This is a genomic window from Taibaiella lutea, from assembly GCF_008629695.1.
Taxonomy (GTDB): Bacteria; Bacteroidota; Bacteroidia; order Chitinophagales; family Chitinophagaceae; genus Taibaiella; species Taibaiella lutea.
In genome coordinates, this window is sequence record NZ_VWSH01000001.1 from 17,324 (window position 1) to 41,227 (window position 23,904).

Annotated in this window: 20 protein-coding genes and 1 riboswitch; of the genes, 6 read left to right on the plus strand and 14 right to left on the minus strand. The window is 38.7% G+C overall.

Features of this window, described 5'->3' with window-relative positions:
- Window positions 1–977: 977 nt before the first annotated feature.
- From F0919_RS00090 to F0919_RS00140, 11 genes are all read right to left on the minus strand, one after another.
- Entirely contained in the window at window positions 978–1,961 is a 984-nt protein-coding gene (locus F0919_RS00090) for an HmuY family protein (protein ID WP_190277188.1), read from the minus strand.
- Between the two features lie 10 nt (window positions 1,962–1,971).
- Complete coding sequence (locus F0919_RS00095) at window positions 1,972–4,242, minus strand: TonB-dependent receptor plug domain-containing protein (RefSeq protein ID WP_150030680.1); 2,271 nt, start codon at window positions 4,240–4,242, stop codon at window positions 1,972–1,974.
- An 11-nt stretch (window positions 4,243–4,253) separates the two neighbouring features.
- Window positions 4,254–4,694 (minus strand): hypothetical protein, encoded by a 441-nt coding sequence (locus F0919_RS00100; protein ID WP_150030681.1) that lies wholly within the window; start codon window positions 4,692–4,694, stop codon window positions 4,254–4,256.
- Window positions 4,695–4,755: 61 nt separating this feature from the next.
- Complete coding sequence (locus F0919_RS00105) at window positions 4,756–5,679, minus strand: DUF6607 family protein (protein WP_150030682.1); 924 nt, start codon at window positions 5,677–5,679, stop codon at window positions 4,756–4,758.
- 42 nt (window positions 5,680–5,721) lie between these two features.
- Window positions 5,722–7,020 (minus strand): T9SS type A sorting domain-containing protein, encoded by a 1,299-nt coding sequence (locus tag F0919_RS00110; protein ID WP_150030683.1) that lies wholly within the window; start codon window positions 7,018–7,020, stop codon window positions 5,722–5,724.
- A 241-nt stretch (window positions 7,021–7,261) separates the two neighbouring features.
- The gene (locus F0919_RS00115; RefSeq protein ID WP_150030684.1) at window positions 7,262–7,924 is read right to left on the minus strand and encodes a LuxR C-terminal-related transcriptional regulator; all 663 of its coding nucleotides are present in this window, start codon (window positions 7,922–7,924) and stop codon (window positions 7,262–7,264) included.
- Between the two features lie 186 nt (window positions 7,925–8,110).
- Window positions 8,111–9,448 carry a glycosyltransferase 87 family protein gene (locus tag F0919_RS00120; protein ID WP_190277193.1) on the minus strand — a complete coding sequence of 446 codons (1,338 nt, stop codon included), beginning with the start codon at window positions 9,446–9,448 and terminating at the stop codon, window positions 8,111–8,113.
- A gap of 75 nt (window positions 9,449–9,523) precedes the next feature.
- Window positions 9,524–10,885: a glycosyltransferase 87 family protein gene (locus tag F0919_RS00125; RefSeq protein WP_150030686.1), complete on the minus strand. Its 1,362-nt coding sequence runs from the start codon at window positions 10,883–10,885 to the stop codon at window positions 9,524–9,526.
- A gap of 74 nt (window positions 10,886–10,959) precedes the next feature.
- On the minus strand, window positions 10,960–11,841 hold the full coding sequence (gene atpG, locus F0919_RS00130) for an ATP synthase F1 subunit gamma (RefSeq protein WP_150030687.1): 882 nt from the start codon (window positions 11,839–11,841) through the stop codon (window positions 10,960–10,962).
- A 69-nt stretch (window positions 11,842–11,910) separates the two neighbouring features.
- Window positions 11,911–13,176: a kynureninase gene (gene kynU, locus F0919_RS00135; RefSeq protein ID WP_150030688.1), complete on the minus strand. Its 1,266-nt coding sequence runs from the start codon at window positions 13,174–13,176 to the stop codon at window positions 11,911–11,913.
- A gap of 116 nt (window positions 13,177–13,292) precedes the next feature.
- Entirely contained in the window at window positions 13,293–13,970 is a 678-nt protein-coding gene (locus tag F0919_RS00140) for a lipoprotein signal peptidase (protein WP_150030689.1), read from the minus strand.
- 163 nt (window positions 13,971–14,133) lie between these two features.
- Here F0919_RS00140 and F0919_RS00145 point away from each other — a divergent pair, with 163 nt between their 5' ends.
- The 6 genes from F0919_RS00145 to F0919_RS00170 all read left to right on the plus strand — a co-directional run bounded on the left by F0919_RS00145 (window position 14,134) and on the right by F0919_RS00170 (window position 21,498).
- The gene (locus F0919_RS00145; protein ID WP_150030690.1) at window positions 14,134–14,700 is read left to right on the plus strand and encodes a zinc ribbon domain-containing protein; all 567 of its coding nucleotides are present in this window, start codon (window positions 14,134–14,136) and stop codon (window positions 14,698–14,700) included.
- A gap of 68 nt (window positions 14,701–14,768) precedes the next feature.
- Window positions 14,769–14,871: riboswitch (SAM riboswitch) on the plus strand.
- 157 nt (window positions 14,872–15,028) lie between these two features.
- A complete protein-coding gene (locus F0919_RS00150) occupies window positions 15,029–16,204 on the plus strand; it encodes a trans-sulfuration enzyme family protein (RefSeq protein WP_150030691.1) in 1,176 nt (391 codons plus the stop codon).
- A gap of 354 nt (window positions 16,205–16,558) precedes the next feature.
- A complete protein-coding gene (locus F0919_RS00155; protein WP_150030692.1) occupies window positions 16,559–17,014 on the plus strand; it encodes an OsmC family protein in 456 nt (151 codons plus the stop codon).
- Between the two features lie 137 nt (window positions 17,015–17,151).
- Window positions 17,152–18,414, plus strand: coding sequence for a homoserine dehydrogenase (locus F0919_RS00160; RefSeq protein WP_150030693.1), 1,263 nt, complete (start codon window positions 17,152–17,154; stop codon window positions 18,412–18,414).
- Window positions 18,415–18,598: 184 nt separating this feature from the next.
- Window positions 18,599–20,548: a KUP/HAK/KT family potassium transporter gene (locus F0919_RS00165; protein WP_150030694.1), complete on the plus strand. Its 1,950-nt coding sequence runs from the start codon at window positions 18,599–18,601 to the stop codon at window positions 20,546–20,548.
- Window positions 20,549–20,574: 26 nt separating this feature from the next.
- Entirely contained in the window at window positions 20,575–21,498 is a 924-nt protein-coding gene (locus tag F0919_RS00170; protein ID WP_150030695.1) for a bifunctional riboflavin kinase/FAD synthetase, read from the plus strand.
- A gap of 11 nt (window positions 21,499–21,509) precedes the next feature.
- On the opposite strand, the gene F0919_RS00175 is transcribed toward F0919_RS00170, so the two are convergent.
- From F0919_RS00175 to deoC, 3 genes are read right to left on the minus strand one after another with little or no spacing between them, the layout of a single operon-like run.
- Window positions 21,510–22,694: a M20 metallopeptidase family protein gene (locus F0919_RS00175; protein WP_150030696.1), complete on the minus strand. Its 1,185-nt coding sequence runs from the start codon at window positions 22,692–22,694 to the stop codon at window positions 21,510–21,512.
- Window positions 22,687–23,139, minus strand: coding sequence for an SPOR domain-containing protein (locus F0919_RS00180; protein WP_150030697.1), 453 nt, complete (start codon window positions 23,137–23,139; stop codon window positions 22,687–22,689). The genes F0919_RS00175 and F0919_RS00180 overlap by 8 nt, the downstream gene beginning before the upstream one ends.
- A 17-nt stretch (window positions 23,140–23,156) precedes the next feature.
- Window positions 23,157–23,810: a deoxyribose-phosphate aldolase gene (deoC, locus tag F0919_RS00185; protein ID WP_150030698.1), complete on the minus strand. Its 654-nt coding sequence runs from the start codon at window positions 23,808–23,810 to the stop codon at window positions 23,157–23,159.
- Window positions 23,811–23,904: the final 94 nt, after the last annotated feature.

Consider the following 23,904-nt stretch of genomic DNA (forward strand, 5'->3'; position numbering starts at 1 on the left):
TCAAAGGTATTTGATTTTGCATCAGAGGTGTTTGATTTTGTGTAAGAGGTGTTTGATTTTGTGTAAGAGGTGTTTGATTCGGTGTCAGAGGTCTTCGATTCTGTGTCAGAGGTGTTTGATTTTGTATCAGAGGTGTTTAATTCTGTGTAAGAGGTGTTTGATTCGGTGTCAGAGGTCTTTGATTTGGTGTCAGAGGTCTTCGATTTTGATTATATTAAAACCGATTATATGCATGAGGGGTTCGCAGGGATGCATGGGAGGTTCGCAGAGATGAATGAAAGTCTTACAGAAAATTGCGGGAGTTTAGATTTAATGTAAATGACTGATTATTAATCATTTTACATTATAGATTGATGTAAAATGATACTCGCGTGTACGAATAAGAGATTTGCAAATGAGAATATATAATTGAATTAATGACAAGGGGGTTTTGAACTTTTGAATCACTAATTAGATTTTCATCCTATTATTAGTGGATAGGGTTTTACGGAATTATTAGTGGATAGGGTTTCACGGAATTAAGCAGATAGGGTTTCACCCTATCCTATTTTCTTTCGCCCTTTCAGGGCTTGTAGAGAAAGGTATAATCAACGGAAGGGGGTTTCTTTATGTTGTTAACTTAGGCGTTTAATTAAACCCTATGAGGTTTTTAAAACCTCATAGGTTCCTAAATGCAATCAGCGGATAGGGTTTAAGTAGATAGGGTTGCACCCTATCCTATTTTCTTTCGCCCTTTCAGGGCTTGTAGAGAGGGAGTGTGTACAGTTAATTAAACCTGTGAGGTTTTGAAAACCTCACAGGTTTCCTGAAATAAATCAGCGGATAGGGTTGCATTCAATTATTAGCGGATAGGTTTTCATCCTATCCTGTTCTTTTTCGCCCTTTCAGGGCTTACCGGAGAGCTATTGCATTTGCCTTAGAATAAAAAAAGGCGCTGTAAGAATACAGCACCGTTGGTCAGAAAGTGTATGAAAAACTTATAATTGCTGATATTCAAAAGAGGGACTTCCTTTTTCGCCGCTTGTATTGAAGAAGCTAATGAAATGCATTTTATAGTAAAGTCCTTTTCGGTTACGGATAATGTAGTTCCAGCTTTTATTCACTACATATGTTGAGCCGGTATAGGTTTTCCAGTCATATCCGATAGTGTTAATGGCATTGGAAAACGTTGCGCTTTCTGCATTTTGCAGATTAATATCGGAAAACGAGCTTAGAGTATCTTTAATCGCAGTAGTTTTATATCTGTTCAGCAGGCAGCCTGTTACAAGATATGGTAAGGGCCCCGATTCTTCTTCAAAAACGTGTGTGTACTGTGTAAAAGCGATATCCCATGTATCCTTCGGCGGCTCCACGGCAACGGTTGCTCCATCGGTCAGGGACATAAAGATAAAGTTGTAGTCGTCGTTTTTTGTAATGGTTTTTTCCACCAGATTACTGCCATTGATGTCTGCCATTTTCAGGTGATAGGTATTGGCATCTACCTGAATGAACTGCACTTTTTTATGGCCTTGCTGATTGGCATCTTCATCGTAGCCGCGATCGATAATATACACTTCACCTGCAGTACGCCAGTCGCCGACAGCAGTGGAATCGAGATTGCCCGATGATGCATCCCAAAGCTTCGCACCCAATTTTCCGACGGTATCTGTCAATGATGCAAAATCAGTTACATGGGTATTATAGGCAAACATTGATTTTGAAGAATTGAGTATAATATGGAAACCGTCTGCACCACATTCAAATCCCAAATCCCAGACTTTCTTGGCGTTTTGAGCAACGGCTTTGTTTGTTTCAAGATCGAAGAAGATCTGATATTTATAATTATTGCCCATTGCTACTTGGTTGTTGGCAACTCCGGGTTTGACAGCAGGTTTAGGCACAGCTTTTTCATCTATCTCGCAGGAGCTTAGGAGTGTGACAAATAAAGACAAGCAACCTATATATAAAATACTTTTTTTCATTACCATAAATTTATTTTGATGCAAAATGAAAAGCTAACCTTGCAAAATAGCTTCTGCCGGAACCAATGGAAGACGAGCCTCCTGCCAGTGAATGGGCTCCGGAAACTGCGCCGGAAGTAATAGTTGTAACGTCAAATATGTTTTTAACGCCAAGGGTAAGGTCTATTTTCTTTTGAAAAAGGGATTTGGAAACAGATGCATCGGCCCAGCTATATGCGCTGTTGTCTGCCTGCACTATATTCCCTTTATCATCTACTCTATAGCTTGGTATTCTTCCATTGTATTTATAAAAGGCGGCGAAGGTCATACCTTGCTCATGCCAGTCATAATATACATTGAACCTGAAGTCGGGGGAGTATAAAAACGCGCCGGTGTTGTTTTCTTTGCTGAAAGAATTGTAACGGCCTAAATAATACAAGCCTGCTGTCGCTTTTATATGTCGGAAACCAATAGATTGCTGAATCTGGAAGCCTAAGGTTTTAAAATTATCCAGATTAAAATAAATAAAAGCAGTTCCGCTGGAATCAGTTGCAGCCAAAGAAATCTGATTATCTATATTGTTGTAGTAAGCTAATACTTCTGTTTTAAGGCTGAGGTCGCCGCTTGTATGAATATAATTTGCAGAAAAATCAAAGTAATCGGAATTTTCTGCTTTTAAATCTTTGTTACCTACAATGTTGTGATTGATGTCCACAAAATCGAAATAGAGCTCTTTTAAAGAAGGCGCCCTGAATCCTTTTGAATAAGAGGCCCTGAATGTAACCATATCATTTGCCGAGGTATGGACACCATATTTTAGATTTAATGAGGGTATCAGCGGCGCATCAAATTTGCTGTTGTATCCTGCACGCAAACCGGGGCGGATAGTCAGGTCTGCAAGAGGCGTCCATTCGGCATTGGCAAATACAGCAATATCATCCATACTTTGTTTTAAATCTTCGATACGGGCCCCACGCGAATAATCATGCCGCAGGTCATACCCGAATTCATAATTCAATTTAGAGGATTTATTTACATTGCTGATGGTTGCTCTTGACATCAACGATGTAAAAACGGAAGTATCCTGCGAGCCATCACTGATGGAAAGTGACTCCTGTAAATCGGTAAGGTCTTTTACATAAGTATTTTTATTTCTTTTGAAATAGTTGAATGCTACCACTCCATTTATCCGGAAGTTCTTGCTTAGCATACCGGAAAGCGAAATACTGTTATTGACTCTGTAAGTATTGTAATAATCATCTAAAGCGACAATGGTGGTGGGGGAAGAATCTGGCAATCCTTTATTATGAATGGATTCGTAAAAATAATCGAGGTTGTAATCGAATTTCAATTTCTTAAAATCATAACCATAATTAAACCCGCCAAAGTATTGCTCTTTTGGTTTCCAGGTCTGCACTCTTGATGCATCGGCTACCGGATTGAAATCGAAATAGAATTGCTTGTCTCCGGCACTCCAGCCGTCAAAATAATTACGTCCGCCGTTAACCTGAAAACGATGGTTCTTCAGGGCAAATCCTGCATTTGCATTAAGGTTATACTTACCGATACTTTCGTAATAGCCTTCGGTATTAAATGTAAAACTGCGGTTGGTATTCTTCTTGGTAATAATATTGATAGTGCCGGCTAATGCATCTGTACCATAACTTACAGCCAAAGGCCCCTGTACAATTTCAATGCGTTCTACGTTGTTCATGTTAATCTGCGAAGGATCGACATTATCTGCCGTACGTCCGATAACGGGTACGCCATTAATCAGTATCTTGACATTCTGTCCTTGTATGCCTTGTAAACTAAAGCCACTGCCTAATACAGCATCTTCCGTAACGGTTACGTTGGCTTCATTCATCATTACATCGCGTAAATTAACAGCGCCCATGGCTGCTATTTTCTTTTGATCGATGATTCTGATATTGTGTACTGCCTTTTCGGGGCTGTTAGGTGCAAACTGTGCTGTAACGACAACTTCATTTATTGAAGTCTGCTCTTTAGTAAGAAAATAGGTTTTGTTTACATTCCCTTTTACGGTCTCTGTTATTTTCCGGAAGCCAAGTTGGTATATAGTAATCTCATAGTTGTTGCCTGCAACCATTTCAGGGAAGGCAACCTTTCCGTTTAAATCTGTAAAATAAATCTTCTCTGCTTTCGTAAGTATATCACGGCAGAAAACATGTGCACCGACTACAGCAACTGAATCTTCTTCAAAAACCGCTATTGTCTGGGCCGACACATCTGAACAGGTAAATAAAAATGCTGATAATAATATGGCGTAAATAAATTTCATTCAGGTATTGTTTAATTGATTCGGGCATTGAATAATGTTCCTATTTTTTTACTGTAAGCCAGCAGCAGTAATAGGTTCAATGTGAAGAAAATGCCTGTTTCTATGTTTTCATCCATTCTGTTATCCATAAATAAATGGATGAAAAATATATTGAGTGTGACAGGCAATAAGAAAATCAGGCCTCCCAATCGTGTTTTAGGAAATAATATTAAAAGGCCGGAGAGAATCTGTAATACACCGACCATTTTCAGGAATCCGGAAACCTTCAGCATCTTCACGGCAAGTTTAAAGGGAACAGGGCTTGCATAATGGTCGTTCTGAATGGCGGCTACCAATTCCGACTTTGCCGAGGGATTGGGCGTCTGTTCTTTAGGCAGAAACTTCTTTACACCTGCATAGATAAAAAACAAGGCCAGACCTGCACTTAGTATGAAGTGTATTATACTTTTCATCTTTGATATTTTAAAAAAGCCAAAGGAATTTGAATTTCAAACCTTTGGCTTTTTTATAGGATTATTTTGTCATAAATGACTCAATTACTTTCCTGATTTCATCCTGTGCAGCTTTGTGGTCATAGCTTTCAAGCGCAGAGTATTTATCGTCAATGGCAAAAAGCTTTTCATAGAGAGATTCGTTATCGACTTGCTTTTTCAGATTCAGCACATTTACTTTGGCATAAATATCAGCCCAGACGGTGCGGACATCTTTCCAGTAACTTTGATGTTTCTTCCACCAGTCTTCGCCTTCTTTACAGTCATAATCGCCTTTAAAGAATTTCTCATAACCCTTTTCTCCGCATAATAGCTGATCACCGGCATTAGTTCTGATGGTCTTGTCATTATCTTGTTCAAGCATCCAGCCAAAATTGGTGATTTCCATTTTACTGTGTCTTACAAGCACATTATAATCATCACGTTTGGTGTACTCTCTTCTTGGTAAAGGTGCGTCTGCAACGCTTTCCCAGAAATGGCGGCCATCTACATGGTTCCATGTTCCGAAGCCTTCGTAGCGGGGACTGTCGTCAACCTGATAAACTTTTTGTGTCCAGGTGCCCTTAGCGGTTTTGCTGTCAATTGTTTTTTTCTTCCAGACATTATCTCTGTCATAAACCAACAGGTTTGTTTCTTCGTAAACCCAATCCTGCCTCCAGTGTTTGACGATCATACCACCACCGACTAACAATAAATGTTGAAAGGAAATTTTCTTGTCTGTTGCTTCAAGAAGAATTACATATTCGATGCCCCATTCTGTTTTGCGTTCATGATATTTGTAATTAGAATCAGGCGCAAAGGTTTCGGCAAAATCAAAAGTAACTTTATAGCAACCTGCCATAGATACGATAGCTGCTTTATCTTGTTCAAACTTGCTTGTTGGCGCTGCATTTGCAGTAAAAGACAATAAGAATACTGCACAAATGGCGCTCAATAAATGTTTCATTTAAAATGGTTTGTTTATGATGAAATTTAGATGTTGGGAAAATTACCGGATACTTACTTTCTGAATGGCAGTGCTTCCATTTACATCCAGGGCAACAACGTACAATCCTGCTCTAAGTCCGGAGGTCGGTACAGCAAAAGCTTTCAGGCCTGTCTGGTTATTAACTTTGGTTTTGAAAACCTGTTTGCCTGTAATATCATACATAATAACATTTACAGTTGTGTTTGCCTGCATCAGGTTTACTACGACGTTAAGGTCCGTACCTTTTGCAATCGGATTAGGATACAATGATAAAGTAGCAATGTTATTCATTTCATTGATACCTGTCGGAGGCGGAGGTGTTACAGGAGCACTTTTCAATTTTTCTTTAGAGAAAATAAAGTTACCATTTGTGCTACCGCCAAAACCTGTCATTACAACTTTCCAGATAGCGCTGTCTTTTGCCTGAACAAAGAAAACGGTGCTGTCGTTTACAGTATATACACCGGCTCCCATATCATAGGTTTTCCAATTCCAACCGATAGTGTTGATTTCAGATTTATAAGTCTGCGTCTGATAGTTATCATAATTGTCAACATCAGCTACATTCTCAACTTTTGCAGTCAATACACCACTATTAGCAAGAATACCGGTAGCAGTGCTCATATAGCCACCGCCAAGATCTGCCGTATATTGAGTGAAAACCAAATCCCAGTTAGTATTTGCTACCGGCTCGTGGTCAACTGCTGCATTACCGGATAAAGAATAGTAACCAAAGTTTTTAGTTGCATAAGCTGATTTTGCAAGCGCAACAGTTTGTTCGCCTGTACCGTCCAGATTAGCATAAACAAAATTGTAAGTGCCATTGGCAAGATTCTTAACCCATAATTTTTTGAAATCGCCGTTAACCAATTTAACTACAAACATAGAATCACCTGTTACGAAGTGGGTATTCAGGTCATAAACGCCCCAGCCCAAATCGAAATCATTTGTAAGGTCTGCGTTCTGATTGAAAGCGCCCCAGCTCCAGGTAGTTTCACTGTTGTACATTTTAGGCCATGTGCTTAAACCTGCGGTATCAAAAGTTACAGCCCAGTTCGTGGCATTTGCAGTCGCATTAGGATAAGTGTATAATGCAGCACCGGAATAAGAGTTAATACTTATGGCATAGCCCATAGAGCCGCCTGTCTGAAAGGCAATATCCCATTCGTTTTTAGGAGCGGTAGTTTCAGTGCCTGTGCTTAATTGGTAGTAATTCTGATTAGCATAACCTGCGCCGACAGAAACGGTATCAGTTACCTGAGCGTTGGCTTGCATATTAAGAAGGGAGATTACGGAACCAAGTAGAAGTATCCTTTTCATTTGAAATATATTGTTAGGTTGAGATTTGAAATGCAAAATTGAGACTTAATGCAGCATCTGACAATCGCTGTTAACATGTAATTTCAAGTAACGCAAATAAGGTATTGCCTGATACCGCTTTCATGAATTGCAACCTTCATTGCGCTATAGATAATTATAGCCACCGGAAATATTTCTCCGATGGCTATAAAATGACTAATAGGATTTACACCCTATTCTATTTTGTGTATAGTTGTCAAACTTAATTCGCTTTGGCAGTGATAATACCTTTTCTAAGGGAATGAATAATAAGTTCGGAGGAATTCCTGACATTCAGTTTCCTGAAAATATTCCTTCTGTGTGTACCAACGGTATGGAAGCTTAAATATAATTGCTGGGCAATATCCTTAGTGGTAAAACCGTCTGCTATAAGCTGTATAATTTCAATTTCGCGTTCACTAAGGGTGGAAGAATTCAGCAACTCTTCTTCAACTTCATCTTTTCTGATAACCTTATGCAGCAATGCGCCCATTACATGTCCGCAGTAAAATTTTTCATCTTTTTTTACTGCTTTCACTGCATTTAAGAATTCGTCCTCATCGCATTCGTTTAATAAAAATGCATCTACTTCATAGGCCAGTACATCCATTAGTTTCTCATTGGACAATAATGAAGAAAGTATGATAAGCCTTATATGAGGATAATTTGATTTAATCTGCGCTATCTGTTCCAAATCAAAGTTCCCGTCTTCCTGAAAGCTTAAAACCACCACATCGGGTACTTCAAATTGCAATTGCTTACTTAGTTCCTGTTCATTTTTGGCAACACCTATAATCTCCAAATCCTCTCTTTTGAGCAAAATGGCTTTAATTCCTTCACGTCTTAATGTTTGTGCGTCTGCAATCAATATCTTGGTACTGCTCATGGTTGTTGCGGCGCTTATGTATATCCAATACCGCACGCTGCAAAGTAATACCAAAGATTTGCTTTTGCCATACCGCAAAACCGTTATTATCAAATTGTGACCAAGAAATTACAATTGAAAAACAGCATGATATTCAGACAATTAATTGAATCAAAATAAATAACCCAATGACGTGAAATACTACGATTATTTAATCTTCCCGGTTACTATTTTTTCAGATTCAGCATTAAGCGCCCATCTTCCACGAAAAATAGCGCCTATAGCAGCTACCATACAAATCATTTCGCAGGCTGCATGTTTACCGGGAAAATCGGGGATATACCTGAGATTAATAAAGATACCCATTAAAAGGAGCAACAGAAATACATTAGGGATCTTCTTGTATTCCATTATAAAAATTGCCGCAACAGCCATCCACTGCACCATCTGATATGGAGGAGAATTAATGGGGGCGAAAAAGTTAGCTATAAAGTAAAAAACGAATCCTGCTAATATCAATGGCTGAACGGGCAAGGGAGCTGTTGCTTTTTTCCTGTTCATTTTATAAATAAAGAAAATAAGAAGGGCAAGGGATGACAATGTCAAAAATTCAAGCAAGGCTGTCGGTGGAAATTTACCACCGGTAAACTTTTTATAAACATGCATGAAATTGGTAACTACCGGGTTCACCCACTCGTCTTCGATACCCAGGCGCTTTTGCTCCTGTATGTTTTCTCCTTCAAATACAGCAGGCAATACAGCATCCATATCAAAATTACCGGGTGGGTACACTACTTTCATCTGATGGATAGCGGCATGTTCCTTGATGGAGCCGAAATATTCCACCCAATTTGATTTTTCAAACGGAAGGAAGCAAACTATCAAAGCATAAACAGACAAAAGCATTCCGGAACCTAACAGGAATTTCCTGTATGTTTTAAAATACAGGAAAAAAGGAATCAGGAATATAATACAACTGGGCTTGAATAATATTGCCAATGCCAGGAAAAGAGCCGCAGCATACATTTTGCCTTTTAACAAGGTGTATGCCGCCATAAAAAGCAGGAAACCGAATAAAAGGTAGTATTGAGATAATTGGATATGGTGCAACCAGCCATCCGTAAAAAGAAAAGGAACAAAGAAAAGGAGGACCAGCAATGGATTCCTGCTTTCATACCACGCTATTATTGCCATAAAAAACAATAAAGCATAGTTGAAGAAGAAGAAACATTTTACTATATCGGGTTCATTGTAATTTGCGACAGGCGATAAAATTCTATGAAAAAATGGTGATGCCGAAATGATGGATACATGCCTGAAACGATTGGTATCTATTGTACGTTGTACTACATATTTAAGGTTATCGCCCGGATGCCAGTGATAATGGTAAGGCAAAATACCGTCTTTCATTAATCTTGCTCCCACCACACGATTGCGCATATCAGTAAAAACATGCACTTTCTGAACAAAAAAAGTTTTATAAATGCCAAAGCAACCTAAAATTATCAGAAAGAAAATAATACAGTTGCGTTGTGTCTTGTTCATAAATAAATTCATTTATACAAATTACAAAAACGGCATCAACTTAAATAAAAACGATTATTGCTTATAGCGATAAGTTCACCTCAGATTTGAATCAATGTTTTTATTCCAGTCGCTTTTTATAATTATCAGGAAAGTTGAAAACATGAATATTACATCGGAAATAGCATGTTTACCTCTGATGTTCGGGAAATAGACCAGGTCAACAAATATGCCCAAAAAGAAAAAGACAATCAGCCACCGCGGTATTTTTCTATTGAATATAATTATCAAAGCAGCAACCGTCATCCATTGAGGCATCTGATAAGGATTAGAAATGATGGGCGAAAAGAAACACGACAAACCATAAAACAATAAGCCTGTAAGCAATACTTGTTCTATGGAAATGTTGTAATCTTTCTGTTTTCGTTTTACGAAAAAGAAAGCAGCAATTACACTTAAATAACAGAAACCCAATAAGCCATTCAATAACAAAACAGGTGGCTGCCGTTTTAATATGAATTTATAAATCAGGGAAAAATTGGAAGCCTCCGGGTTGACCCATGTCGATGGCGTGTGCTGCCTTTTTATTTCCATTGCGGCAAAATTTTCGCCTTCAAAAGGAAATGGCAATAAAGAGTCGATATTGTAATAGCGCTGTTCATGCGGAAGCTGGCCAAGATGAACTTTTGTATGCTCCTGCAAGGCACTGAAATATTCTGTCCAGTTTTTTCTTTCAAAAGGGAAGAAGGCTAATATGGAAACGTAAATCAATAAGCCGGATGCAAGTCCCAAAATGAAGTGTTTATATTGCCTGAACAGTAAAATAAAGGGAATGGCAAACACGATACTATTCAGCCTGAACAAAAACAGCAGTGCAAAAAGCAGGCCTGCAAAGAAATAATGTTTCTTCAGTATTGTAAAAGAAACAAGAAAAAAAAGGAATCCAAAGAGAAAGTAGTTCTGAACTAAAGTGATGTGATGGCACCAACCGTCGGAAAACAGAAAGGGTACGAAGAATAATAAAGTCAGTAATAAATTTTTGCTTTTATACCAGGTCAGTAATGCCATGATGACAAGAAAAGCATAAAACAAAATAAAGATGCCTCTGTCAATGACTGGTTCATTATAATCGGCAAAGGGCCCTAAAACCCGGTGAAACAAAGGAGAGGACGTACACATGGAAACCCTGCGCCGATGGCTTGTGTCAATATCGTGTTCGCTTACGTAACGCACCGGATCGCCGGGATGCCAATGATAATAATAAGGTATGATACCATCTTTCATTAACCTCGCTCCCTGAACCCTGTTACGGAAATCGCCGCTACCGGCACTGCGTTGAATAGTATTGGTTCTTATAATACCCAATACTCCCACTATCAGTAAAAGTGCAATTAGTATTTTCTTGTAAAGATTCTGAGGCATTTTCAAAAGTACGAATGAAGTCTTTGAAATAATCATTTCAATCAGATGACAAAAAAATACTCATCCGGTAACCGAATGAGTGTTTTCTTTAAAATTTATTGAAACGATGCTTAACCATTCAACGCTGCTGCACCACTTACAATCTCTGTAAGTTCTGTAGTAATAGCTGCCTGACGCGCACGGTTATAAGAAATTTTCAGGCTGCGCAGGATTTCAGCAGCATTTTCCGTTGCTTTATCCATTGCTGTCATACGGGCGCCATGCTCGGAAGCATTGGCATCCAATATTGCTTTGTAAACTTGTGTATTCAATATTTTCGGCATCAATTCTTCAATCAAAACTTCTTTGGAAGGTTCGAAGATGAAGTCTGTTTGTTTTGCATTTTCTGCTGCTTCCACTTTTGGAATAGGCAAATAGGGCTCGCTTACAAAAAGTTGGGTAGCTGCATTTTTAAACTGGCTGTAAACCAGTTCAACACGGTCATATTCTTTTCTCAGAAATGCTTCCTGTGCATAAACAGCAGCACGTTTCACATTTTCAAAACCCAAGTCAGAAAACATATTCCAGAAATTGTCTACCAAATTATAACCATGACGCTGGAAATATTCATAACCTTTTTTACCCATTGGCAAAATAGTTACATTTCCCTTTGCTTTCTGAGATGGGTATTTTGTATCAATGGTCTTGATAGCAGCTTTAATAACGTTTGCGTTATAAGCCCCGCAAGTACCACGATCACTTGTAATAGGAATAATCAAAACCCTTTCAGCAGTACGTTCTTCTGCCAATGGAAGATGCATATCGCCGCTTAAACTGCTAACGATATTACCTAACATTTCCTGCATTTTTTGCGTGTAAGGGCGCATTTGCAAGATAGCATCCTGTGCTCTGCGCAATTTAGCAGCACTCACCATTTTCATGGCTCTCGTGATTTGCTGTGTAGAGGTTACAGACTGTATGCGTAAACGAACTTCTTTAAGTTGTCCGGACATATAATATAAATATTTTTAATTTCACTAATCGGGTGCAAATGTACGAAGGGAATGCGGGATGTGCAAATTTTAAACTGCAAGGTTTTTTAGAATCTCATAAAAACTATACACATCTTCAAAAGTATTGTACATCGGAACCGGAGCAATACGGATTACATTGGGCTCCCTCCAGTCGGCAATAACACCTTCGTTGGTCAATGCATCGAAAACTTTGCGGCCGTCTTTGCCAAACAATAATGACAATTGCGCGCCTCGGCGGTGTGGCTCGGATGGCGTAATGATTTCAAATTCAAGGTGGGTTAATTGCTTCAGCAGGAATTCGCAGTATGCAGTTAATGTCAGGCTTTTATTGCGTAAGGTCTGAACAGAAGTTTTATCAAAAATATCCAGAGAAGCTTTATGCGCAATCATGTTAAATACCGGTGCATTGCTCATCTGCCAGCTTGCAGCGCCTTTTGAAGGAATAAAGCCTTTCTTCATTTTAAAGCGGGTGCTTTCCTCATTGCCCCACCAGCCTGCAAGGCGGAAAGTATCAGGATTATTACCATGCGTTTCATGAACAAAAATACCACCTACCCCACCCGGACCGGAATTCAGGTATTTATAAGAACACCAGCAGGCAAAATCAACCTTCCAATCGTGTAACTGCATAGGGACATTACCCATAGCATGTGCCAAATCGAAACCACAAATAGCGCCCGTTTTATGTGCTGCTTCTGTAATATCTTTTAAATTGTAAAATTGACCTGTATAATAATTTACCGCTCCAATCATAACAGTCGCGAGGCTGTCTCCCGCATCAGATATGGCTGTCAGAATATCTTCATCACGCAAAGTGTATTCACCATCGCGCGGTGTCAGTTCAATAATAGCATCATCAGGATTGTAACCATGCATACGTACCTGGGTTTCGATGGCATATTGGTCCGAAGGAAAAGCTCCGGCTTCCATGATGATTTTGTAACGTTCTTTTGTTGGCCTGTAGAATGACATCAAAAGCAAATGTAAATTCACTGTCAATGTATTCATTGCCACAACCTCTTCTTCTTTAGCTCCAACAATTTTTGCCAGAGAAGTGGAAAAAGGTTTCTGATAGCTGAACCATGGATGATCTGCATTGAAATGCCCTTCGACTCCCCATTTTGCCCAATCGCTTAATTCCCTGTCAAAAAGGTAACGGGCACTTTTAGGTTGAAGACCTAATGAATTTCCACAAAAATACACAACATCTTTACCGTTGTGTTGCGGGAAATGAAAACGTTCGCGGAAGGGATACAGAATGTCTATATCGTCCTGCGACTGGGCATATTCTAAATTTGCTTCGAAATTGTTCACGCTATTAAAAAGAGGTTTGAAAATATTATTGTCCGATATGTTAATTAGAATATCCGGAATGTCATTCCCGACATTATTTTGATTGCACAGAAACAGCAATGGCGATATTGCAGCGGTTAAGCTTTCCCTTCAACAATATCCTTTGGTTCAACAACAGGTTGCTGCATTGTCTTGGAATTCTGATGATTAGCCAAAAATTTCTTTTGAAATACCAATAAAGTAATAACACCTGTAGAAATTGCAGCGTCGGCCAAATTAAAAATGGGTTCAAAGAAACGCAAAGCGTGACCGCCTACAAACGGTACCCACTGTGGCCATACGGTATTTACCATTGGAAAATAAAACATATCAACCACTTTGCCATGAAGGAAAGAGCCGTAACCTTTACCCGGGCTTACTACTTGTGCTATCTGCATAAAATCGCTTTCTGTGAAAATAAGCCCATAGAACATACTATCTATTAAATTTCCTGCCGCACCAGCCAGAATCAGGGCAGCGCAAATCAAAAGACCTTTGCTGTAACCTTTTTGTACCAATTTCTTAACCCAGAAAAAACCAAAAGTAACTGCTACCAAACGGAACAAAGTCAATATCACTTTGCCTAAAGGATTGTCCATAATTGTCATTCCGAAAGCCATGCCTTCATTTTCTATAAAACAAAGCTGCGCCCAGTTCCCGGCCAAATGAACAGCACCCGGATCTCCGATTAGAAAATGCGTTTTTACATAGATTTTAATAATCTGGTCGAGGATTAAAATCAGGATTACTATAAAAAGGAGGTGCTTATATTTCACGAAGGAATGTTGTTAAATAAAAATTGCTTGCAAAAATAGCTTTATAGTTTGTAAAAACAGTCACAGGATTGTAGAAAATAATTAAACATCGACGGAACAAAATTGCACAATTATTTATTAACGTATATTTTAGCAAAAATTTCCACACCTTAATCCCTGAAATATGATAGAGAAAAAATGCCCTAATTGCCAAACAAACAATATTTCAAATGCCAGATACTGTTCCGGATGCGGCTATGAGCTTCCAAAAATTGAGCAGGAAATTCCGAATGACTCAAAAGTAAATGTCTTACCATCGGCTTCGAAATCAGAAAAAACAAAAAAGAGGATGGCGCTAATCTTCGGTATAATCGGCGCGGCTTTCGGGTCTTTTGTAGCACAGCATTATTTCTTTGACAACTCATCTTTTGATAAAAAAATGATGCAGGTGGCGAGTGAAATAAATAAAACATGCCCGATAATGGTTGACCAGTTTACGCGTTTGGATAATACGCTATCGCTGCCCAATAATACATTTCAGTATAATTACACAATTGTTGGCGTTGCTAAATCAGAAGTAAATATTGATACGGTAAAGAAATACATTGAGCCGACCTTGCTTAATAATGTCAAAACCAGTCCTGATATGAAAATATTCAGAGACAATAAAATGACGTTGGTTTATAATTACCGGGACAAAAACGGTGAACATGTGTGGAAATTTTCTGTTACACCGGAGATGTACAGATAAAAATAAATTTGGTAAAGTAAAAACTTCACCTTTATCTTTGCACCCGAAGTTCTTTTTCAAATTATTGCTACTTATCCAGAAAGGTGGAGGGACATGGCCCGACGATACCTTAGCAACCTATACTCGATATAAGGTGCTAATTCCAACTCAAGAAATTGAGATAGATAAGTCAGGTCAAGCTTTTAATCGGTCTATTATCAAACTCATTATACAGCTCATCTGATTTATCAGGTGAGCTTTTTTTATGCTCGTCTGATAAATAATCTTTCCGGGAGGTCAGCAAAATGTTTAATCAAAATTTTCATTAACTGTCTAATCCAAAAGAAAGATGAGCACAAGCACTCAGATTCTCAACAGCATTCCTGTTGACCCGCAAACAGGCGCTATCAGCGTTCCCATTTATCAAACCGCAACCTTCGTGCAGGAAGCACCCGGTGTAAACAAAGGTTATGATTATTCACGTAGTAACAATCCGACAAGATCCGCGCTGGAAAGTGTTTTGGCTGCATTGGAAAACGGCAGCACAGGTCTTGCTTTCGCCAGTGGCTTAGCCGCAATTGATGCTGTTCTTAAGCTATTGCAGGCCGGCGATGAAATTATTGCAGTCGATGATATTTATGGCGGCGCTTACCGTTTGTTTACGCATGTTTACGAAAAATTCGGCATCAAAATTAAATATGTCGACACGACAGATGTCTTGAATGTAGCAAATGCAATCGGCCCTGACACAAAACTGATCTGGCTGGAATCGCCTACGAACCCTACATTAAAAATATCGGATATTGCAGCTATTGCAAAGCTCTCCAAACAATGCGGGGCTTTGCTTTGTGTAGATAATACTTTTGCATCCCCCATCCTTCAAAAGCCTTTGGATTTGGGTGCGGATATTGTTATCCATAGCGCCACCAAATACTTGGGCGGCCATAGCGATTTGATTGCAGGTGCGTTAATTGCAAAAGATGCGGAGTTGGGCGCCAAACTTAAGTTTCTCCAAAATGCTGCAGGAAATGTATTGGGGCCTTTTGACAGCTGGTTAGTACTTCGTGGTATTGAAACCCTTTCGCTCCGTGTGTTTCAACAATCCAACTCCGCACTTGCCGTGGCAAAATACCTGGAACAACATCCGGAAGTTGCAGCAGTTTATTATCCGGGATTATCTTCCCACCCTAATCATCTATTAGCAAAATCACAATTAAAAGCTTTTGGCAGCATTATAAGCTTCCGCTTGAAAAATGACACAAAAGCCGCAGCTACAGCCTTTCTTCAAAATACAACATTATTTCATCTTGCTGAAAGTTTAGGCGGTGTCAAAAGCCTTAGCTGCCTGCCTTGTGAGATGACGCACAAATCTGTTCCTGAAACAAAACGAAGGGAAGTAGGCATTACGGATGGCTTTATCAGATTGTCTGTAGGTATAGAAGAAACCGAAGATTTAATAGCGGATCTAGCAGCGGGATTAAAAGTTATAAGTCAATCGAGGATCAAGGAACTGGCTTTGGCTTAATTACCTTCCCATGTAAGGTTTGACAACTTTTAAAAAGTTGTCAAAGCTACAAACAGGACGAATGTATTGCCAAATAAAATTTATGGTTAATTAAAAGATAAAAGAGGATGAGCATTATTAATTTCATTAGCTTTGTTTCACTTGCAAACATTGCAAAATCAATGAAGCCAACAACTATTCATACTACACATATCCATCTGATGCATCGACGCGTCATGTGTAGCTATTGTTGTAATTGGCAGTAATACATCTATTACAATCTTCCTTTTTAATTTTTCTTTTGAGTTTTAAAATACTTGCGCTGCAAGGTTTTACTCTCTTTTTACCAACAATTTTTTAATCGTTTTTTACGTCATGGCTAAGCTAAATTTTTCTTTTGCAGGAGAAAGTATTCAATCTTCTAAACTGGAATCCAAGACCCGCAAGTTCGACCTTGAATTTGAAAGCAATACTTATTTGTCATTTATAAAGAATCCTACTTTTTCAGTAGAATATTTCTTTTCCATCAATAACTACGCTGAAAATTTAAGCGATGCTTTTCACATGGCTGCTAAAGAAGCAGGTATTGAAGTGGCTCAGTTTAATGTCATTATAACAGGCAATCTTGATTCCAATTTAACCCATAAAGAAAATTTCAATAACAGCATTTTTAATAAGATAGATGTTTCATTGTCTATTAAATCCAATGCGCCTGATGAAGCTCTGGAACAGCTTTTGAAGCTTGCCAATGAACTAAATCCGATTGAAGAAAGCATCGCCAATCAGGTAAGATTTCAATTTTCGTTGAACTCGGTTATTCATCTGAATTAGTAGTGAATAGTGAATGGTCAATTGTGAATAGTGAATGTGTAGCAGTGAATAGAAAGTTCGTCCTTCTCAATTCAAAAAAATAATAACGACTTCCAAAGTTTTAAAATCTAATATCTAACATCTAAAAATCTAAAAAAATGTCTAAGCAAAACAAATTAACCATTGGCCTGTTCGGCTTTGGTGTGGTAGGAGAAGGTCTTTACAAGGTATTACAACAAACGCCGAGCCTGAATGCAAACTTGAAAAAGGTTTGTATTAAACATGCCGACAAAGAAAGAAATGCACCCGCAGCGCTCTTCACAACTGATAAGAATGACATCTTAAATGATGCCGAAATAAATGTAGTTGTCGAAGTTATTGATGATGCCGATGCCGCATTTGAAATTATAACAACAGCTTTTAAAAATGGCAAGGCCGTGGTAAGCGCTAATAAGAAAACGATTGCGGAACATTTACCGGAATTTTTGAAGATACAACAGGAAACAGGTTTACCATTTTTATATGAATCTGCAGCATGCGCTTCCATTCCAGTTATAAGAAATCTGGAAGAGTATTATGATAATGACTTATTACATTCCATTAAAGCAATTGTAAATGGTTCTACAAATTATATTCTGACCAAAATATTTGAAGAAAACCTGGAATTCAATGTTGCCCTGAAACAAGCGCAGGATTTAGGCTTTGCTGAAAGCAATCCCAAACTTGATGTGGAGGGTTTTGATGCTGCCAATAAATGGACATTCCTTTTGACCCATGCCTATGGAATTGTAGAAGCTACGGAAAACATACTTTTTAATGGCATCCAGAATATTCAGTTGAGCGACGCGAAAGTGGCTAAAGAAAAAGGTTATGAAGTAAAATTAGTTGCGCAGGCAAAGAAATTATCAAACGGTAAAGTGGCAGCGTTGGTATTACCTCAGTTTGTTTCAAAAGAAAATCCTTTGGCTTTGGTGAAGAATGAATATAACGGTGTGGTTATTGAAAGCGGATTTGCTGATGAACAATTCTTTTATGGAAAAGGTGCGGGAAGCTTTCCGACTGCATCAGCGGTATTGAGCGATATTTCGGCGTTGCGTTACGACTACAGATATGAATATAAAAAACTATATCACCATCAACCATTTGGCTTATCCAATGATTATTATCTAAGTGTATTTGTAAGTGCAGCATCCTGGAACAATATTCCGATTGATGATTTTGAATGGATTGATGAAAGTTATGCTGCCAAAAACAGGTGTTATATTACCGGTGTAATCCATTACAGCAAGTTAAAAGATGATAACTGGTGGAAACATAATGGCATTTCTTTAATACTGGATGCCAATGCGGTAATTGAACCGGAATCATTAGAAGCAATCAGACCCGAAAAAGCTATTACTTTCTTAGAACAGGTATTGTAAAATCAATACTCACATCCCGTGAAAAATCCATTTTATTATATGAATTCCATTTTAAGGATTCAAATAATAGAATGGATTTATGCTTTATAGATATTATTGTGAATTTGGTATCTGATTCATTTAAATTGAAATTTGATATTGAGTAAACTACTACCTTTGCCTTCTTAAATAAATAAAATTTGTAGTGGGAGCTCATCTTAAGAAAGCAAGTTTAGCCGGAATTATAATTGCATTAGGAATTGTATTTGGAGATATTGGTACTTCGCCGCTTTATGCAATGAATGCAATTGTCAGGGACAAAACTATTTCTGACTTATTAGTTATCGGCGGTGTATCATGCGTCATCTGGACACTTACATTACAAACCACTATTAAATATGTAATACTTACGCTACGGGCCGATAACAATGGGGAAGGCGGCATTTTTTCCCTTTTTGCATTGGTCAGGCGACATGCCAAATGGATTGTCTTTTTTGCCATGATTGGAGGTGCTGCCTTATTAGCCGATGGCTTAATTACGCCACCCATTACGGTGACTTCAGCTATTGAAGGTCTTGATCTGCAAAGTGAAAAGACCAATATGATTGTTGTACTTGTTATTATTGCCGGTATCTTTTTCATGCAGCAATTTGGCACGCAATCCATCGGAAAGCTTTTCGGGCCTATAATGGTGCTCTGGTTTATGATGATGGCCGTTACAGGCACTATGCATTTAGGCGACAATCCACATATCTTCAGTGCATTTAATCCTTACTGGGCTATAAAATTATTGACACAATATCCTCAGGGATTTTGGCTTTTGGGTTCCGTATTTCTTTGTACAACGGGTGCGGAAGCACTTTATTCCGATTTGGGACACGTGGGTAAAGGTAATATCCGGGCTTCCTGGATTTTCGTAAAAATATGCCTGATATTAAATTATATCGGCCAGGGTTCATGGCTTTTAAGTCACCATAAAGGTGGCATATTACGCAATGATATCAACATTTTCTTCGCTCTAATTCCGGAAGGTCCGTGGCGTATTGCTGCGATTGTAATTGCAACGCTGGCAGCTATTATTGCTTCTCAGGCTTTGATTTCAGGTTCTTTTACTTTGGTAAACGAAGCAATCAAACTGAATCTCTGGCCAAAAATGAAAATCAATTTCCCTACAACGGAAAAAGGACAATTATTTATTCCGGGTATTAATTTCATGTTGTGGCTGGGTTGTACGGCAGTAGTCATTTTCTTTCAGGCTTCTTCGGCAGCAATGGAAGGCGCTTATGGCTTATCCATTACCATTACCATGATCATGACTTCTTTGCTTTTAAGTTTTTACCTGTTCACACTTCGTGTTCCGAGAATATGGATTGGATTATATCTGGCTGTTTATTTAAGTATTGAAGTCAGCTTCCTGATTGCCAATCTGAGCAAATTCCCGCCACCACATAATGGCTTTGTAACGGTATTCATCGCAGGTGGTATTTTCAGTATTATGTTCATGTGGTACAGGGCAAGAAAGATTAAAAACCGTTACGTTGAATTTGTAAGGCTGGAAGATTACGTTCCCATCATACAGGAATTAAGTAATGACCGTACTATTCCGAAATATGCTACGCATCTGGTTTATATGACGAGCGCCAATTTCAATAAAGAAATTGAACATAAAATCATTTTCTCAATTTTATATAAAAAGCCCAAACGTGCAGACATTTATTGGTTTGTGCATGTGGATGTTGTGGATGAACCTTATACAATGGAATATGTGGTTCAAACTGTTATTCCAAATGAGATAATACGCATTGAATTCAGGCTTGGGTTCAGGGTGGAACATCGCATCCAAATGATGTTTAAGAAAGTGGTGGAAGAAATGGTAGCAAACAAGGAAGTGAATGTAACCAGCAGATACGAGTCGTTAAGCAAGAATAATGTTCGCGGTGATTTCCGCTTCATTGTATTGGAAAAATTCCTTTCGAGAGATAATGCTTTGCCTATTTTCGATAAGATAATTATGCGTGGCTATTTCATTCTGAAGAAATTGAGCTTATCCGAAGAACGCAGTTTCGGCCTGGACATGAGCGATGTTACAACGGAAAAATTCCCGTTAATAGTTTCCAAAACAAACGATATTAAATTGCAACGTGTGGGTGAATAAATTGCACAGCACACCTATTTCAATTCATGGCTGTATTTCATCAATTAAATAACCTGCCTTCTTTTACTAAACCGGTTTTAACTATCGGCTCTTTTGACGGTGTACATCATGGTCATAAAGTTATTTTATCGGAAGTAGTAAAAGCGGCGAAAGATATCGGCGGCGAAAGCATTCTCATAACTTTTGAGCCGCATCCCAGAAAAATCATACATCCTGAACAACCTTTGGGATTGCTGACGGCACCCGAGCAAAAGATAGATTTAATACTTGCTACCGGCATAGACCACATTGTTGTAGTGCCTTTCAACCGCGACTTCTCCATGCTTTCTGCAACAGAATATGTAGAAGATTTTCTGTTGAAAAATTTCAATCCGCATACTATCATTATCGGTTATGATCATCATTTCGGACATAGCAGGGAAGGTAATATTGACTTATTAAAAAAGTTAGTTCCGCCGGAAGTTACTATTGTGGAGATATCCGCACAACTTATTGAACAGGCTGCGGTAAGCTCTACCAAAATCAGGAATGCACTGTTAAACGGCGGTATTCATATAGCTGCTGAAATGCTGGAACGTTCCTATTCCTACAAAGCTACAGTAGTGCATGGCGATAAGATAGGCCGTACTATCGGCTACCCTACAGCCAACTTAAAACCTGTTTACAGCGATATACTTATTCCGGGTATTGGCATTTATGCTGTAATGGCGGAATGGAAGGGTAATCTGTTCAAAGGAATGATGAGCATAGGTTACAGGCCTACAGTTACGGAAGAAAAGATATTGACCTGCGAAGTGAATATCCTGGATTTTAATGAGGATTTGTATGGACAAGTGCTTACAGTACACTTTGTGCAATACATACGTGGTGAAGAAAAATTTGAATCTTTAGACGATTTGAAAAAACAAATCGCTTTGGATGAAATGCATACCAGGTTGATTTTGGGATAATTTTTTACTCTTTAGCTTTTCATCATATTCAAGGCAATATAGCTCATCGTTCCTGCGCCAATTTTCAATGCCTCTTCATCAATATTAAATCGGGAATTATGGACCGGTAATGTAAACGCTTCGTTGTTTCTATTAGTTCCGATTCTGAAAAAGCAGCCCTTGGTATGCAAGGTATAAAAACTGAAATCTTCAGCACCCATGCGCATTTCAAGGTCATGAACCTTTTCATTTCCCAAATATTCCTGCGCAAAAATCCTTGCCGCTTCTGTTGTTTGCGGATCGTTAAACAAAGAAGGATAACCCTCCGGAATATGGATAATTGCTTCAGCTCCGTAAGCTTGTGCAATATGAATTGTCATTGTTTTGATATGTTCGATAGCTTCCTTTCTCCAAGTCTCATCAAAAGTACGCAAGGTTCCCATCAGTTCTACTGTCTCCGGAATGACATTGGTGGTAGCGCCACCCTGAATTTTACCGAAGGTCAAGACGGTAGGAGATAACGGATTGCTTTTGCGTGACACCAATTGCTGCAGTCCGGTTATAATCATTGCTGTTACTGCAATAGGGTCAACGGTTTGTTGAGGTAAAGCAGCATGGCCTCCCTTTCCCTTTACGGTTATATAAATTTCATCTGCACTAGCCATGTATTGTCCCGAACGGAAACCAACGGTTCCGGCAGGTAACTGAGGATATACATGCAACCCGAAAATAGCTTCCGGTTTGGGATTTTCCAAAGCTCCGGCAGCAATCATCAAACTTGCACCACCCGGGCTTTTCTCTTCTCCGGGTTGAAAAATTAATTTTATAGTCCCTTCAAAATTATCTTTTTGCTGCATTAAAATCCTTGCAGCGCCTAATAAACAAGTAGTATGTACATCGTGTCCGCAGGCATGCATCACGCCTTCGTTTCTCGATTTGTAATCAATATCATTTGCTTCCAGGATCGGCAATGCATCCATATCCGCACGAAGTGCAATGCATTTTTTTTCAGGATGCAGCCCTTCAATCAATGCTACCAAACCTGTACCTGCAACTCCTTTTGTATAAGGGACAGCCAGTTTATCTAATTCGGCCGCAACAAAATTCATGGTATTATATTCCTGATAAGAGAGTTCAGGATTAGCATGAATATGCCTCCTGATACTAATCAAATCAGGATAAATGGACTCAGTTAACTGCTTTATGGTATTAATCATCGGAGCCAGATGTTTCGGTTGCAGATGTCGGTTTTCTTGGCGTGGCGTAGTTAATTACATCAGGAACAATCATACATGGATTGAATTTCAGGCTTGCCTTATTAAACAATTGCATAGCCTCTCCCCTTGTTTTGAAATCACCCACTCTTACCCTGAACTGCGGATTATTATAAATAAGGTAGGAACGCACTCCCGGGAAGGCCTTCATGAAATCAAGCTTCGACTGATTGGCTTTCTTCCTGTCGTTACCATTATAAATCTGTACTCTGAAACCTCTTATTTTTCCTACAAATCCGCTTTTCTGAACAGGCTTATTTACTATCAATGCCAGCCGCGGATCAGCGTTTATATGTACCGTAACGGAATCCGATGCTGCATCATGGGAGGTTTGCGCCTTGCCCATTAAACTTATTAAAAGAAATAAGAGGGTAAATAAATGTTTCATGAATGTGTATTATACTGCTAAGTTGCCTGCGATACAATTGCTATACTTGCCGACGCGCCAATGCGGTTGGCACCTGCTGCAATTAATTCATTTGCAAACGCAAATGTACGAATACCACCCGAAGCTTTAATGTTAATATCTTCAGGAAGGTTTTGCCTCATAAGCCTGACAGCTTCCACACTTGCGCCTTTCTCGGCGTATCCTGTAGAGGTCTTCATAAAATCTACTTTATGTCTGGCATATAAATCACAACAAGCTATGATTTTATCATCTGATAAAATGCCACTTTCTATAATAACCTTTACTACACGCCGATTCAATCGAATGGGCTGCAGGCAGGCAATAATTTCTTTTGACAAATAATCAAAATCGTCATTGAACAATGCTGAAATATTTATCACAATATCCAGTTCATCCGCACCATCTTTAATAGCCTGGTGCACTTCTTCAACTTTAGCCTGAATGGTGCTGTAACCAAATGGGAATCCTATAACAGTAGCTGTTTTAACATCGGAATCTTTTGTCAATTCCTTAGCTAAGAATACAAAATTGGGTGGTACGCATACAGCCGCAAATTGATATTCAAGCGCTTCGGAACATAGTTTTTCAATATCGGAACGTAAAGTTGCGGGCTTTAAAATAGTATGATCGATATAGGAGGCAATATTCATTTTCTTTAATTCAAATTAAAAAATAAAAGGAAGAGGGATAAAATTAGTTAACTAAATGATTTTATAAAATAACCAAATCATCAATTCTTTTTGT

Bases quoted from the DNA above. Each gene is read 5' to 3' on its own strand.
- F0919_RS00095 (WP_150030680.1), bottom strand. From the start codon at position 4,242: ATGAAATTTATTTACGCCATATTATTATCAGCATTTTTATTTACCTGT.
- atpG (WP_150030687.1), bottom strand. From the start codon at position 11,841: ATGTCCGGACAACTTAAAGAAGTTCGTTTACGCATACAGTCTGTAACC.
- F0919_RS00180 (WP_150030697.1), bottom strand. From the start codon at position 23,139: ATGAAACATTTATTTACCCTCTTATTTCTTTTAATAAGTTTAATGGGC.
- F0919_RS00175 (WP_150030696.1), bottom strand. From the start codon at position 22,694: ATGATTAATACCATAAAGCAGTTAACTGAGTCCATTTATCCTGATTTG.
- F0919_RS00160 (WP_150030693.1), top strand. From the start codon at position 17,152: ATGTCTAAGCAAAACAAATTAACCATTGGCCTGTTCGGCTTTGGTGTG.
- F0919_RS00110 (WP_150030683.1), bottom strand. From the start codon at position 7,020: ATGAAAAGGATACTTCTACTTGGTTCCGTAATCTCCCTTCTTAATATG.
- F0919_RS00100 (WP_150030681.1), bottom strand. From the start codon at position 4,694: ATGAAAAGTATAATACACTTCATACTAAGTGCAGGTCTGGCCTTGTTT.
- F0919_RS00120 (WP_190277193.1), bottom strand. From the start codon at position 9,448: ATGAACAAGACACAACGCAACTGTATTATTTTCTTTCTGATAATTTTA.
- deoC (WP_150030698.1), bottom strand. From the start codon at position 23,810: ATGAATATTGCCTCCTATATCGATCATACTATTTTAAAGCCCGCAACT.
- F0919_RS00105 (WP_150030682.1), bottom strand. From the start codon at position 5,679: ATGAAACATTTATTGAGCGCCATTTGTGCAGTATTCTTATTGTCTTTT.
- F0919_RS00115 (WP_150030684.1), bottom strand. From the start codon at position 7,924: ATGAGCAGTACCAAGATATTGATTGCAGACGCACAAACATTAAGACGT.
- F0919_RS00090 (WP_190277188.1), bottom strand. From the start codon at position 1,961: ATGAAAAAAAGTATTTTATATATAGGTTGCTTGTCTTTATTTGTCACA.
- F0919_RS00170 (WP_150030695.1), top strand. From the start codon at position 20,575: ATGGCTGTATTTCATCAATTAAATAACCTGCCTTCTTTTACTAAACCG.
- F0919_RS00150 (WP_150030691.1), top strand. From the start codon at position 15,029: ATGAGCACAAGCACTCAGATTCTCAACAGCATTCCTGTTGACCCGCAA.
- F0919_RS00125 (WP_150030686.1), bottom strand. From the start codon at position 10,885: ATGATTATTTCAAAGACTTCATTCGTACTTTTGAAAATGCCTCAGAAT.
- F0919_RS00145 (WP_150030690.1), top strand. From the start codon at position 14,134: ATGATAGAGAAAAAATGCCCTAATTGCCAAACAAACAATATTTCAAAT.
- F0919_RS00155 (WP_150030692.1), top strand. From the start codon at position 16,559: ATGGCTAAGCTAAATTTTTCTTTTGCAGGAGAAAGTATTCAATCTTCT.